The organism is Lactococcus sp. SK2-659 (assembly GCF_020218185.2).
Classification (GTDB): domain Bacteria; phylum Bacillota; class Bacilli; order Lactobacillales; family Streptococcaceae; genus Lactococcus; species Lactococcus lactis.
The window spans coordinates 1-13,082 of record NZ_JAIWQZ020000005.1; the positions used below are offsets into that span (position 1 = coordinate 1).

At 34.8% G+C, this 13,082-nt stretch carries 12 protein-coding genes and 1 pseudogene; 9 read left to right on the forward strand and 4 right to left on the reverse strand.

Going from position 1 to position 13,082, the window contains the following annotated elements; all coding sequences use genetic code 11:
* The 4 genes from LDP15_RS11475 to LDP15_RS11490 form a co-directional block, all read left to right on the forward strand.
* On the forward strand, window positions 1–1,353 hold a 1,353-nt coding region (locus LDP15_RS11475; protein WP_011915264.1), incomplete at its 5' end, for a replication initiation protein.
* A 512-nt stretch (window positions 1,354–1,865) separates the two neighbouring features.
* Complete coding sequence (locus tag LDP15_RS11480) at window positions 1,866–2,099, forward strand: hypothetical protein (RefSeq protein ID WP_014573541.1); 234 nt, start codon at window positions 1,866–1,868, stop codon at window positions 2,097–2,099.
* Window positions 2,100–2,108: 9 nt separating this feature from the next.
* Window positions 2,109–2,867 carry a ParA family protein gene (locus LDP15_RS11485; RefSeq protein ID WP_216793493.1) on the forward strand — a complete coding sequence of 253 codons (759 nt, stop codon included), beginning with the start codon at window positions 2,109–2,111 and terminating at the stop codon, window positions 2,865–2,867.
* Window positions 2,868–2,870: 3 nt separating this feature from the next.
* Window positions 2,871–3,599 carry a ParB/RepB/Spo0J family partition protein gene (locus LDP15_RS11490; protein WP_011915262.1) on the forward strand — a complete coding sequence of 243 codons (729 nt, stop codon included), beginning with the start codon at window positions 2,871–2,873 and terminating at the stop codon, window positions 3,597–3,599.
* A gap of 211 nt (window positions 3,600–3,810) precedes the next feature.
* Here LDP15_RS11490 and LDP15_RS11495 read toward each other — a convergent pair whose 3' ends face one another.
* From LDP15_RS11495 to LDP15_RS11505, 3 genes and pseudogenes are all read right to left on the reverse strand, one after another.
* Window positions 3,811–3,978: a hypothetical protein gene (locus LDP15_RS11495; RefSeq protein ID WP_167349368.1), complete on the reverse strand. Its 168-nt coding sequence runs from the start codon at window positions 3,976–3,978 to the stop codon at window positions 3,811–3,813.
* Window positions 3,968–5,434 (reverse strand): Y-family DNA polymerase, encoded by a 1,467-nt coding sequence (locus tag LDP15_RS11500; protein ID WP_373442491.1) that lies wholly within the window; start codon window positions 5,432–5,434, stop codon window positions 3,968–3,970. The genes LDP15_RS11495 and LDP15_RS11500 overlap by 11 nt, the downstream gene beginning before the upstream one ends.
* A 292-nt stretch (window positions 5,435–5,726) precedes the next feature.
* Window positions 5,727–6,044, reverse strand: a pseudogene (locus LDP15_RS11505) (peptidase M13); the annotation flags it as partial.
* 293 nt (window positions 6,045–6,337) lie between these two features.
* Between LDP15_RS11505 and LDP15_RS11510 the strand changes: the two are divergent.
* Genes LDP15_RS11510 through LDP15_RS11520 form a run of 3 tightly spaced genes read left to right on the forward strand, consistent with a single transcriptional unit; the run spans window position 6,338 to window position 10,232 of the window.
* Entirely contained in the window at window positions 6,338–8,140 is a 1,803-nt protein-coding gene (locus LDP15_RS11510; protein WP_225513604.1) for an N-6 DNA methylase, read from the forward strand.
* A 21-nt stretch (window positions 8,141–8,161) separates the two neighbouring features.
* Window positions 8,162–9,676, forward strand: a complete 1,515-nt coding sequence (locus tag LDP15_RS11515) for a class I SAM-dependent DNA methyltransferase (protein ID WP_225513603.1) — start codon at window positions 8,162–8,164, stop codon at window positions 9,674–9,676.
* Window positions 9,669–10,232 (forward strand): restriction endonuclease subunit S, encoded by a 564-nt coding sequence (locus tag LDP15_RS11520; RefSeq protein WP_225513602.1) that lies wholly within the window; start codon window positions 9,669–9,671, stop codon window positions 10,230–10,232. Before LDP15_RS11515 ends, LDP15_RS11520 begins: the two co-directional genes overlap by 8 nt.
* On the opposite strand, the gene LDP15_RS11525 is transcribed toward LDP15_RS11520, so the two are convergent.
* Window positions 10,229–10,891: a restriction endonuclease subunit S gene (locus LDP15_RS11525; protein WP_225513601.1), complete on the reverse strand. Its 663-nt coding sequence runs from the start codon at window positions 10,889–10,891 to the stop codon at window positions 10,229–10,231. The genes LDP15_RS11520 and LDP15_RS11525 overlap by 4 nt on opposite strands.
* 81 nt (window positions 10,892–10,972) lie before the next feature.
* Between LDP15_RS11525 and xerA the strand changes: the two genes are divergently transcribed.
* Window positions 10,973–11,965: a site-specific tyrosine recombinase/integron integrase gene (xerA, locus tag LDP15_RS11530; RefSeq protein ID WP_129555511.1), complete on the forward strand. Its 993-nt coding sequence runs from the start codon at window positions 10,973–10,975 to the stop codon at window positions 11,963–11,965.
* A gap of 11 nt (window positions 11,966–11,976) precedes the next feature.
* Complete coding sequence (locus LDP15_RS11535; RefSeq protein WP_225513600.1) at window positions 11,977–13,071, forward strand: restriction endonuclease subunit S; 1,095 nt, start codon at window positions 11,977–11,979, stop codon at window positions 13,069–13,071.
* Window positions 13,072–13,082 lie beyond the last annotated feature (11 nt).

Below are 13,082 nucleotides of genomic sequence, written 5' to 3' on the forward strand. Positions count from 1 at the left end.
ATGCAAAGTTACGATTTACTTGATGAACTTGATAGTGAAGATAAATTTAGAAAAGATATTAAATACAGCCGTCAATTGCCTGAGATGTTCTCTACTGAAGATATAAATGCTGCAAGTGAAAATATTACTTATGCTATACTTGGAGAGCTGAGAGACCGTTATAACGGGAGTGAACCAGTAACATTTTCTTATCAGGAATTAGCGGAATTAGGTGGATTGTGGGTAACACGTAAAAATGGTGTGAAATCGCTCTACAATGGTAAACGGCTACAAAAAATAATGTATGATTTAAACGAGGCATTGAAAAATTTCTCATACTATCAAGTAAGAGAAACAAATGATGATGGCACTCCCAAATCATGGAAAACAATAAATATTTTCAGTGTAATTGATTTTGATGGTACTAAAAAAGAAGTAAAACTCACAATTTCTAATGCTCAAATTAGTTCAGAACAAGTTGATGCAAAAGGGCATGTGATTGATAAACCGCTATATGTTTATGACTTAATCAATTCCAAAGATTGGAGAACGGTTAAACACTTACAATATAACAGAGGAATCAACAATAGTCTGCCATCTAAGTACTCCAAACGTGTTTACCGCTTTATAAGCGAGTTTAGGAGTTTTCCAAAAGGTACAAAAATGAGAATTGATGATTTTGATAAAAAAATACTTAAAATATTGAAGACTCAGGAAGACTCCTTTAACACCAAAGAGGTATTTGACCTCAGAAAAAATCGTAAAAAATATTTAGAAACTGCGGTTAAAGAAATATCAGAATTAACTACTCCTGAAGGAACTCAAATTGTTAAAAATTTAGATTATATTTATCACACTTCTGGACGAAGAATACAGTCTATTGAATTTACATATACGCCATTTAATGCTGATTTATCAGGCAGCAATCATATATCTATGAATTCTCGTACTTCTTCTCCTGGTACAGCTAGTCCATTTATAAACGAAGCAAGAATGGTATTAGAATACTTTAATTACTTATCAAAAGTAAATTTTAATTTAGATGAAAACGGAATAATTAAACATTTACCAAATTATTATGATATTCAATTTGAACTAGATGATATACAACTTCTTCAACCGATTCATAAATTGCTTGAAAGTGGTGTAGCGATAGATGAATTGTTACAAGTGGCTGAGATGAAAGCAATCGATTGGAAGCTAGACAGCAATCAAATGATTAATAATTTTAGACCGAGTGTTGTTTTTGGAAATAAATTTTCAGAATACAGAGCATTTCTAACAACGTATAAGGCTCAAAATATACATAAATTAGTTTTTGATAGTTCGTCTGATTTCTATGTACCAATGAATGGTCCTTGGGATAGTAAATAAACTAAATATTTACCTTCAATATTAAGTATGAAAAAAAAGGGGCTAAATTTAGCCCCTTTTTTTGGAACGAATATATGAATGAACTTTTCCTCTAAAAAAACTTTTTACTCTCAACCGTTTGGACAGAGAAAGAGCAAAAAGCTACCACAAACCAGAGAGGTTTGATATAAGTAAGTATATCAAAATTAATTGTTCTTATCAATATTCGACAAAATTTCCCTCCAAAAAAATGAGGGAATTAAACTTGATTCTTAATTGATAAAGGGGGCTAAATTTAGCCCCCTTTATTTTTATATAAAAAATTTAAGAAAAACCGTAAAAATCCTTGACGTAAATATAAATTTACAATACAATAGATGTATAGTAAAAATAAAACAACTTCTTGCTTCAAACCTTTGGACAGAGAAAAAGTAAGAATGTTTACCACAAAATGTGAGAGGGCTGAGAATGAAATAATGAATTATAAAAATATAGTTTTCGCAAGTATCGTATATTTGTGAAGAAAGGTTGATATGGAAAAAGTAACAGATGAAATTAAAAATGTGGTACAGAGACTACTCGATGATGACGAAAATTTTTCTGGTTGGTATATTGAGAAAGAACTCGAAAAAATTGGAATAAAAGTTTCTAGGATGACGATTTCAAACCTAAGAAATAAAAAAACGACATTGGGGAACACTAAATTTGAAACGTTAGAGGGACTTTATCATTTCGCAAAGACTCATGAAAATATAAATAAAGAATAGAGAGAAAATATGAAAACAATAAGTCTATTAAACTTAAAAGGCGGAGTTGCTAAAACAACAACAGGTGGAAATATAGCAAAAGGTTTAGCAAATAGAGGGTTCAAAACTCTGTTGATTGATACAGATATGCAAGCTAATGCAACGAGTATTTTTCTTGAAGATGAACGCTCGAAAGAGGATTATAAAGATTTTGCAGAACTCATAGTTGATGAAAAACTAGAGGATATTGACCAGTATGTTTATAACGTAAGTGAGAATTTGGACATGATTGGTTCAAGTTTAGCAGTTGCTGAAAGTGAATTGAAAGTAAGAAATTCATTCAATCGTAATTCATCAAACATTGTAAAAAAAGTTTTAAAGAAACTAGATTCTAAATATGATTATTGTATTATTGATTGTGCTCCAACAATTAATCTAATTACTCTCAATATTATTATTGCGAGTGATGAAATTATCATCCCAATAAAAATTGATAAATTTGCACTTGAAGGTTATAGAACGACTTTAAAGAACATCAATCAAATTATTGATGATTATGAGTTAGATACAGAGGTGATCGTACTTTACACAATGGTCAACAGAAATAATATTGATAAACAATTTATTCAAGAAATATCTGGGAATAGATTTGAAACAACAATACGACATCAAGCTAAGCCAGTTACAGAAAGTGCTTTAAAGAATGAGGTGTTAATTGATAGTTCTAAAAGTTCTAAAGTAAAAGATGATTATTTAAATCTTATTGATGAAATAGTAAAAAGGGGTTAAAAAATGAGTAATAGTTTCGGATTTACAGACCTTATGAACAAGGACGAACACAAGCGAAAAAAAACAAATACAAAAAATATTCCTATTGAGGAGATAAAGGAAAATGAGAATAACAACTATGATTTAGTTGACATTGATAAGTTAGCTGATAGCATAGACGAGTTAGGCTTATTACAACCCGTTCTTGTTAAACAACGTGATAAATATAGCTATGAATTGATTGCAGGGCATAGACGATTTAATGCTATTAAAAAACTAATTAGTGAAAATAGACTCCCTGAAGATTACGAAGTTCTCGCTAAGAAAGTTGATGAAGACGAGGACGAGCTTGTAACAAGACTAAAGTTGCATGAAACTAACCTACAAACTCGCTCGCTCTTAAAAATGCCAGAAGAAGAAAAAATAGCCATCATTGATGACTATATGGATATTTTAGATAAAGCCAAAAAACAAGGGGTACAAATCAACGGAAAACCTGTTAAAGGAAAGACTAGGGACTTAATTGCCGAAAGATTTGGTATCAGTCATTATACCGCTCAAAAACTGATTAGAAAAGCTAAAGAACAAGGTGGAGAAGAAGAGGGGGCAAAAATTAGCCCCCAAAAGAAAACCGCTAAAAAGCCAATCACGCAGTTAAAGAAAATTGAAACTCAATTAGAAAAATTAGAGTTTGAGGGAACGGAAGAAGAACAAGAAATCAAGAAAAAATTGATTGAGTTGTTGATGAAATAAAAAGGGGGCTAAATTTAGCCCCTTTTTATTTAGGAAATATTTATAATTTGTTCAATGGATATGAGATAGATTTTATCCGTTGATTTAACTCTTACTTGATTATTGATAAATTCTGATACAAAACCATAGACTTCATTTAATTTATTTTTTGATTGATATTTAACTTTGATTTGTAGCTGATTTGAAAAAGACTGATTGAGAAGATAAAGGACTACATGATGTGGTAAAGCTTGAATTTTCTTATCATCTTTTTTTCTTTTTCAAAAGTATTTTGAGCCTCCGTGAGTTCTCCAGTCGCAAATGCGCCCCATTTCATCATCCCTCTATCGTGATAAGCACGGATGACTTCATAGGGGCTATATGAACGGTCAACTGACATCTTTTTCCTCCCTCTCTTGACTTGCTGCATGACCTCCAATGAGTTTGTTCCGATATATGACACGTGACCCCTCGGATAAACTACTTGCCTTTTGTATCGATAGGAAATTGAATGTTTCTCTAATCTCATCAATAGCTTTTTGGAGTGATTCTTGCTTTTCGTTTGAGTGATTTTCTTCAACACTTTCAAATAAAGAGAGTTGTTTAACAGAACTATCAGAGAGTTGATTTCCGCTTATCCCTATTTGTCTTATCGCTCCCCCTTGGTACTTTTCACGAAATAAAGAGATTGCGAGGTCTTGCAATTCCTTTGTGTTTTGCGTTGCTTCAATATTGCGAGAAACCTTAACAGAAGAGTATTCAGAAGTAGAAGCAGCACCTGCATAAAGTGAAAGATTGCTTGCTAGTTTTCCGCCCTTTCTCAATCTTATCGCTAAGTTCTCAGCCATTTCTTTAATCACAAGTTCAATTTCTCTTTGCTTATGATAGTCACGTGGCAGAATTTGAGAATTGCTGAAGCTTGTTGTTTTAGGAACATATTTTTCTCTTACGTTGCTTTCATCAATTCCGTTTGCGTGGAAAAAATGTTGAAGTCCAATTGTTCCCAAATTTTGTTTAAGGAGAAGTGGGTCAGCATTCGCAAGCTCTTTGATAGAAGTGATTCCAAGTTTGTTTAATCGTTTCTCAGTTCGCTTTCCAATTCCCCAGAAATCTGTCATCTTAGGAATTGTCCATAGTTTATTAGGGACATCTTCATAACGGATTAGGGCTCTCATATTATCATTGTGCTTGGCATAGTTATCCATTGCAAGTTTGGCAAGCAAGGGGTTGTCTCCCATCCCAACAGTCACATATAGTCCTAGTTTATCTCGAATCTCACGTTGCAAGTCTAAAGCAATTCGATTCATCTGTTCATAACGATTTTTAATCTCAGGGTAGAAGAAGTTCAATGATTCTGTGATATCCAAAAAAGATTCATCAATCGAGTAGGAGTGAATCTCATCAATTGACGTATAATTGGTCAGGATATCTGTCACTTCAATTTTATAGTCCACATAGAGCTGCATTTGTGGAGGAACAATCCACGTGCGTTTCGCCCAAGACTCAATAAAAGCGACATATTGCAAAGTTGGTTCAGTTCGCTGTCCATGAATGTCTGTATGTGTTCGATACCATTGCGGATAATTGAACTTTCGTGTTTCTATAAGAAAAGGTAAATCGCTGGCACGACTGACATTTTTCATACCAAAAACCTTTTTAAAGGTTGGACTAGAGGCAAGCGTTAACCCTTTAGAATGATCTGCTCGACTCATGACACAAAGAGAAGTGGTCAGAGGATTTAAATTTCGCTGAACGCATTCAATTGAAGCATAATTAGACTTGACATCTTGAAAGAGGATGGCACGACGTGGTTCAAGCGAGTAGTCAAAGTATTGATTTAATTTTAATTGTTCCATAGTTCCTCCTAAATCAAAAATATCAGTTTTACTGATATTATATCTTTTTTTAGAGTGAAAAACAATCGAAATAAACACCAAAACTGATAACTTGGAATATTTAAGGGAAATTCTTAGTCCTTCAACATCCTTCCTATGCTTTTGGTTTAATAGAGTTAAGCATATTATCATTTGAAAGAGAACGAGGAGAAATAATGGATAAATACTTAAGGCGAGCCTATCAAAGAATGAATCAAATGTCTTTTGGAGTTCAGAGCGGGCGCGTTTGATTTTCAAACTTCGCAACAGAACCAGTCAAATTATTTTTAAAATCTTCAAAAGTATTTAAAGTTTCAACTTTAGCAAGTTCATTTTTTACGGCAGAAAAATCCGCTTTTTCTCTTGCTTGCCAATCTCCCGCTTTATTATAAAATTTGATTGCTTCAAGCAATTCTGGATTATCAGTAGGTAGGTTTTATGATAACTCAGCTAAATCTTTAGCCAAATTTTTCTCATTTTTTAGTACTAATTCATCAAAAGCTGAAATTCTTGGTTTGCCAGCAGGAATTTCTGCATTTTCTAACCATTCAGCATTAACAGTAGCGAATAAATCATCTTGAATCCTTGTCATATCAAACTTCTTTTTTAATAAAAGAAGCTCAAATCATAAATTTGAACTTCTGTAACTTTAGAATTGCGAAAACTAAAGTGAGGATATTTTATGGTTAAACACTAAAAAGTATTAGCTATACTAAGCTCAAGTATACGTATTTTTTATTTGACATCAAAACAATATTATGATATACTTTATTTAATCAAGAAAATATCAGTTTATTCTTCGGCTAGAAAAGGGCTATATTTTTTTAAGATACAAAACTTAGTATTTCGAATACTAAGTTAAAGTAAAAGGTGGAGGTCTAAAATATGACACAAGCAATTGAATTAAACTTAACAAATGAATGGCGTGGCACTATGAGTCCTGTTGATATACCGAATATGTTAGTTGCAAGTGCATATTTGAAATACAAAAATAACGACATTTTTAAGACTCTAATGCTTCAATATAAAATGGCCTTCTTGGATTCATTGGAACATGAGATTATGCAAGAAGACAATATCCCAGAGCTAAAAGAGTTTCTAAGTAGAACAAAAGAATTAATTGAAAAACTCCCTGATGGCAAGTATCGAGAAATACTGAAACTGATTAACGACTACAGTCCTAAGATGTTAATAAATTCTGGATTTGAGGCAATGAGAAATCAAGAGCATATTAACTCGGAGAGTTTGAATAAACTGATTGTTTCCTTAGCCAATATCCAGACTGGAGATATGGTTTTGGATGCAACAGCAGGCACAGCTGGAACTCTTGTTGAGGCTATCAAACATCAGCCATCACTTTTAGTCGGTCAAGAAATTAACGCAGAATTAAGTACGTTTGCTGCCATTAATTTAATTGTGAATGGTGCTGAAAAGTCTGTTATCTTATCAGGAGATACGTTGCAAAATCCTGAGTATCCCAAATATGGTAAATTTGACAAAGTCGTTCAAGTCCCTCCATTTGGGGTGAAAGTAGAGGCTGATTTATCAAATGATGACCGTTTCAAATTTGGCCCCTTATCACGTTCTGCAGGGGATTGGGCTTTTGTTAGCAACGCCTTATCAGCACTTAAACCCAATAATGGAAAAGCTGTGATTGTTGTTCCAAATGGAGCATTGTTTAGAGGTGGGCCAGATCGAATCATCCGCCAATCTATTCTTAACTTTGATTTTATTGAAACCGTCATTTCTTTACCTAATGGTATGTTTAATAACACGATGATTCCAACAGTAATATTAGTGCTAAACACCAATAAGAAGGAGAATGCAAAAAATCGAGTTCAGTTCATCAAAGTGACCGAAGATATGGTGACGGTTGTCAATCGCCGTGAACGGGTTTTGTCAAATGAATTGATTTCCAAAATCTCTACTGTTTATGGAAACAAAGAATCAATTAAAGGATTTTCGGAGACTGTTAATCTAAATGATATCCATAACGGTGACCTTGTAGTAGATTCATACGTTGTTCAGGATAGTTATCATTTCGATGGCCTTGAGGTCAAAGCAGATTTCAATAAGCTAGATAGAATTAAAACTCTAAAACTGAGTGAAGTAGCAAGTTTAAGTAGAGGCTTTAATAATACTCGTGCCACTGAAAGTGAAAACGGAAAGTACCAAGTCATTAGAATATCAGACATCACAGAAGATGGAATCAATTATGATGAATTAGTCAGGGTTACATCAGATGTAAAGAATGTTGATGATTATCGGGTAGAGAAAGGCGATTTACTCTTAAGTATTCGTGGTACAACAAATAAAATCGGAATGGTAGATAAAGATGATGATTCGCTGCTGTTCAATGCCAACCTAATCAGAATTAGAGCAAATAGAACTACAGACCCTGAATGGTTAAAAATTTATCTAGAAAGTCCTATGGCAAAAGTTCTGCTAGAAAGGATTTCACGAGGGACAACCATTCGGCAAATCAGCCTTCAGGACTTGAAGAACTTCCCTATCCCAGAGTTGACTCTTGAGGAGCAAAAACTGGCTAAACAAGAATATCAAATCGGTTTAGAAGAAGTACAAACAGAGTTAGAGAAATTACGACAAAAGGAATATAATATAAAGAGAGCGTTTTATCAGAAGTTGCCAGTATCAGCTGCTTTTGAGATTATTCCAGAGAAAAAATAAGCAAGTAGGAGAAAATATAGAATGGCAAAACAGACAAATGCAAAAATTGGTTTTGAAAATGAATTATGGGCGGCAGCAGATGCTATGCGGGGAAATGTATCAGCTTCAGACTATCGAAAAATTGTAGTTGGATTGATTTTCTTAAAGTATGTCTCAGATGCTTTTGATTTCAGATATCAAGAGTTATTAAACGCTGAGGATTACTATGAGGGAGACGAAGAAGATAGAGATGCTTATATTGAGAAAAATGTATTCTTTGTCCCAGAAACAGCACGTTGGAGCATGATTTCAAGTAGTGCTCACACGCCAGAAATCGGCGTAAAACTTGATGAAGCGATGCGTGCAATCGAAAAAGAAAATAAATCTTTGAAAAATGTACTTCCTATCATTTATGCAAGCCCAGATATTGACAAACGAGTTCTAGGCAATGTAGTAGATATCTTTACAAATATTGAAATGCACAGTGAAAATGAAGAGCAAGATTTGTTAGGCCGTGCCTATGAGTATTTCATCGAGAAATTTGCCGCTTTGGAAGGGAAGAATGGTGGAGAATTTTATACACCATCCAGTATTGTAAAAACAATAGTTGCAATCCTTAAGCCCTTCAAGGGCAGAGTGTACGATCCCGCATGCGGTTCTGGTGGGATGTTCGTACAATCTGCAAAATTTGTAAGAGAACATAGCGGAAATATCAATGATTTGTCTATCTATGGTCAAGAAGCAAATCCTGACACTTGGAAAATGGCAAAGATGAACATGGCTCTGCGTGGACTTGAGGCAAACTTTGGAGCTCACCAAGCAGACACTTTCCATAATGATTTGCACCCAACATTAAAGGCTGATTTTGTCATGGCAAATCCTCCATTCAATATTTCAGATTGGGGTGGCGAACGTCTTACCGATGATGTGAGATGGAAGTACGGTGTTCCACCGACTGGAAATGCTAACTATGCATGGATGCAGCATATGATTTCTCATCTAGCACCGAAAGGAAAGATTGGATTGGTTTTGGCAAATGGGTCACTTTCAACTACGACCAGTGGTGAGGGAGAGATTCGAAAAAACATCATTGAAGCTGACTTGGTAGAAGGAATTGTCGCATTACCATCTAACCTCTTTTATAGTGTTACGATTCCTGTTAGCCTTTGGTTTATTTCTCGTGATAAGAAACAAAAAGGCAAGACTATCTTTATTGATGCTCGTAAAATGGGTCAGATGGTTGACCGTAAGCACCGTGATTTTAGCGATGATGACATCAATAAAATTGCGGATACCTTTGAAGCTTTTCAAAATGGTGACTTAGAAGATATCAAAGGTTTCTGCGCCGTTGTAGAAACTAAAGATATTGAGAAGCAGGATTACATCTTAACTCCAGGTCGCTATGTTGGAATTGAAGAACAAGAGGAAGACGATGAACCATTTGAAGAAAAGATGGAACGACTAACCTCAGAGCTTTCAGAAATGTTTGCACGTTCTCATGAATTGGAGAAAGAAATCAAAGAACGATTGGGGGCGATTGGATTTGATATTGAATAAAGAAATAAAATACAGCAAAATCATTGACTCTTTGTATATCAAAGGGCGTATTGGTTGGAAAGGACTCAAGAAAGAGGAGTACTTACCTAATAGTGACTTTAGAATTATTAATGGTAAGTCTGTTAAAGAAGGGGGGATTGACTGGGGAGAGACTGGCTATATAACAAAAGAGCGTTACGATGAATCGCCAGAGATTATGCTTAAGTCTAGTGATATCGTTATTACCAAAGACGGCACAATTGGTAAGGTTGCATTGATTGATGAGTTAACCAAGCCAACAACTGTTGCATCAGGACTCTTTGTTGTAAGAAATATCAATCCAGAGAAATGGGATACGAAATTTCTATACTATTATTTAATTTCCCCGTTTTTCAAGTCTTTTATCGAGTCGAGAACCGAAGGTAGTGTAATCCCCCATCTGTATCAACGAGATTTTGAACAACTAGAACTTCCTGAATTTAGTCTTAAAGAGCAGAGAGCAGTATCCAATTTATTAAGTGCTTTGGATAACAGAATTGCTGAAAACAAGAAGATAAATCATCATTTAGCGGCTTAATCTGTGACTGAGAGGTCACCTGACATGAGTTTTGGTAATAATGAATCTCTTGTTTTGATTAACTTATCATTCTCTAAGATATTGATGCTAATCTGTTCAAAAATTGGAATTGTTAACTTAGAAAAATCATCAAGCACTTGTGATGTTGGCAATAATATTGTCGCTTTTTTGAAGATATCTTTTCGATAAAAATCTCTGGCACTACCACTAGACCAGCCACGAACCCTGTCATTAATATCTTTAACATGAAAGTAAACAAATGATTCTGGAACGTCTGGCTTAATTGTTCTAAAGCGCCACATATTTTGATTTTGTAACGAAGGAATATTCAACTCCGTAACCAAGCTGATTTTCCCAACACTTGCACCAACCATTACTAGTACTGTATCAAACTTTTTAAAGATAAAATTACGATATTTTGTATCACCATAGTACTCTGAAGGCAACATAATCAAGTCATTATTGTTGACATAACCATTATCAAAATTAGTCGTACGAATCATTCGAACCCCGTCAGAAACATAGTCTTTACTCTTGAATGCGTAACCGTTTTGAACAGTTGATATTTCATCAAAGTCAACTTCGTTCCACTCTAAGGGTGCGTTCCCACCAAACGGTTCAAAGTTCACAAACCATGACTTGAAAATGGCTTGTGCCATCTGTTCTAAATGATGATTTAGTACACAAGTTTCTCATCATTCCTTGATAAAATAGAGGAAAACTATTTTTTGGAGGAAGAGATGAAAGATAGGGTTATTACAGAAATACAAATGAGGATGTCAAGGGTGTTGAGTCAAGTGCAATTAACAGAACTAACGCAAGTACTGTCGGCTGTTTTTCAAAGCGTTGAAGTCGTAAAAAGAACGGACAACACTATTCAAGAAAGTATAGATAACGTAGGGCTGCTCAAAATGTTTTTGTCAGCAAAGAGAGTTGAGGGGTGTTCTGATAAGTCGCTCAAGTACTATGAATCAACTATTCAGATGCTTCTTACAAAATCAGATATACCAATACGTGAGATTGATACTGATAATCTTCGTGGGTATTTGTCAGATTATCAAAAAGAACGCAAATCAAGCAAGGTAACGATTGATAATATGCGTCGCATTTTCAGTAGTTTCTTTGGTTGGCTAGAAGATGAGGATTATATCTTGAAAAGTCCTGTTCGAAGAATTCATAAGATAAAGACGGATAAACCTATCAAGGAAACGCTATCGGATGAATCTTTGGAATTATTGCGTGATTCTTGCACAGAAATTCGTGATTTGGCAATGATAGACTTATTGGCTTCAACAGGAATGCGTGTTGGTGAGCTGGTTGGATTAGACCAAGCAGACATCAATTTCCATGAACGAGAATGTGTGGTATTTGGTAAAGGTGGTAGTGAACGTTTGGTTTATTTTGATGCCAGAACGAAAATACACTTGATGACTTACTTGGAAAGTCGAACGGATAGCAATCTTGCATTGTTTGTTACATTAGGAAAACCGCATGAGCGATTACAAATTGGTGGCGTGGAGACGAGACTTCGAGAAATCGGAAAAAGGGTTGATTTGCAAAAAGTTCATCCTCATAAGTTTAGAAGAACCTTGGCAACACGAGCAATAGATAAAGGAATGCCAATAGAGCAGGTGCAACACCTGCTCGGGCATGTAAAGATAGATACGACTATGCATTATGCGATGGTCAATCAAGCGAATGTGAAGAATTCGCATCGGAAGTTTATAGGATAAGGAGAGATCAGATGTCCGAATGGAAAAATTGTACTTTGGGAGATTTAGGTGAAGTCGTTGGTGGTGGAACACCTTCTACCAAAAAGCCTGAGTATTATGGAGGAGATATTGCTTGGATTACTCCAAAAGATTTATCTACCTTTTCAGGGAGATTCATTAAACATGGAGAACGAAATATTACTGAAGAGGGATTGAAGGGTAGTTCAGCCAGATTAATGCCTAAAAATACCATTTTGTTTAGTTCTAGAGCACCTATTGGGTATGTGGCTATAGCTGAAAATCAGGTTTCAACTAATCAGGGTTTTAAGTCCATTGTTCCCAATTATGACACAGATTATTTGTTTTTATATTATTTGCTCAAGTTCAATAAAGATAAAATTGAAAATATGGGTAGTGGAACTACCTTTAAGGAGGTTTCTGGTAAAACTGTAAAAGCTATCGATGTTACAGTTCCGTCTAATAAAGAGAAACAACATGAGATAGCAAAAATCCTTGGCTCATTAGATGACAAGATCGAGAATAATAGGAAGATAAATCATCATTTAGAGCAGATAGCAAAGGCTATATTTTATGAAAAATTTGGTAATCAAGTACCAAATGGGCTTCTAGGAGACCTAGCCTCAGTTTCGAGTGGAAAGAGACCGCCAATTAAGGTTTCAGAGCGAACTGCTACTGAAGATATCCCTATTTTAGGTGCAGCATCAATCATGGGCTACACAAGCAAATCACTATACTCTGAAAAAATATTAGTTACGGGTCGAGTTGGTACACATGGAATAATTCAAAGATATAATAGACCATGTTGGCCGTCTGATAATGCATTAGTTTTGAAAAGCGATGATTATGAGCTAGTTTATCAAAATCTTCTGAGCATTGACTTTTCAAGTATGAACAGAGGCTCTACACAACCTCTAATAACTCAAACTGATTTGAAAAATGTTGCTATTTATATTCCAACACAAATTGAACTTTCTGATTTTGAAGATACTGTTGGAACTATAATGCAACAATATGAGTCAAACATTGTAGCGAACGAATCGCTGGTACAACTTAGAGATTCATTACTTCCAAAACTCATGTCTGGTGAAATTTCAGTCACCGATTAAGCCACTAAATG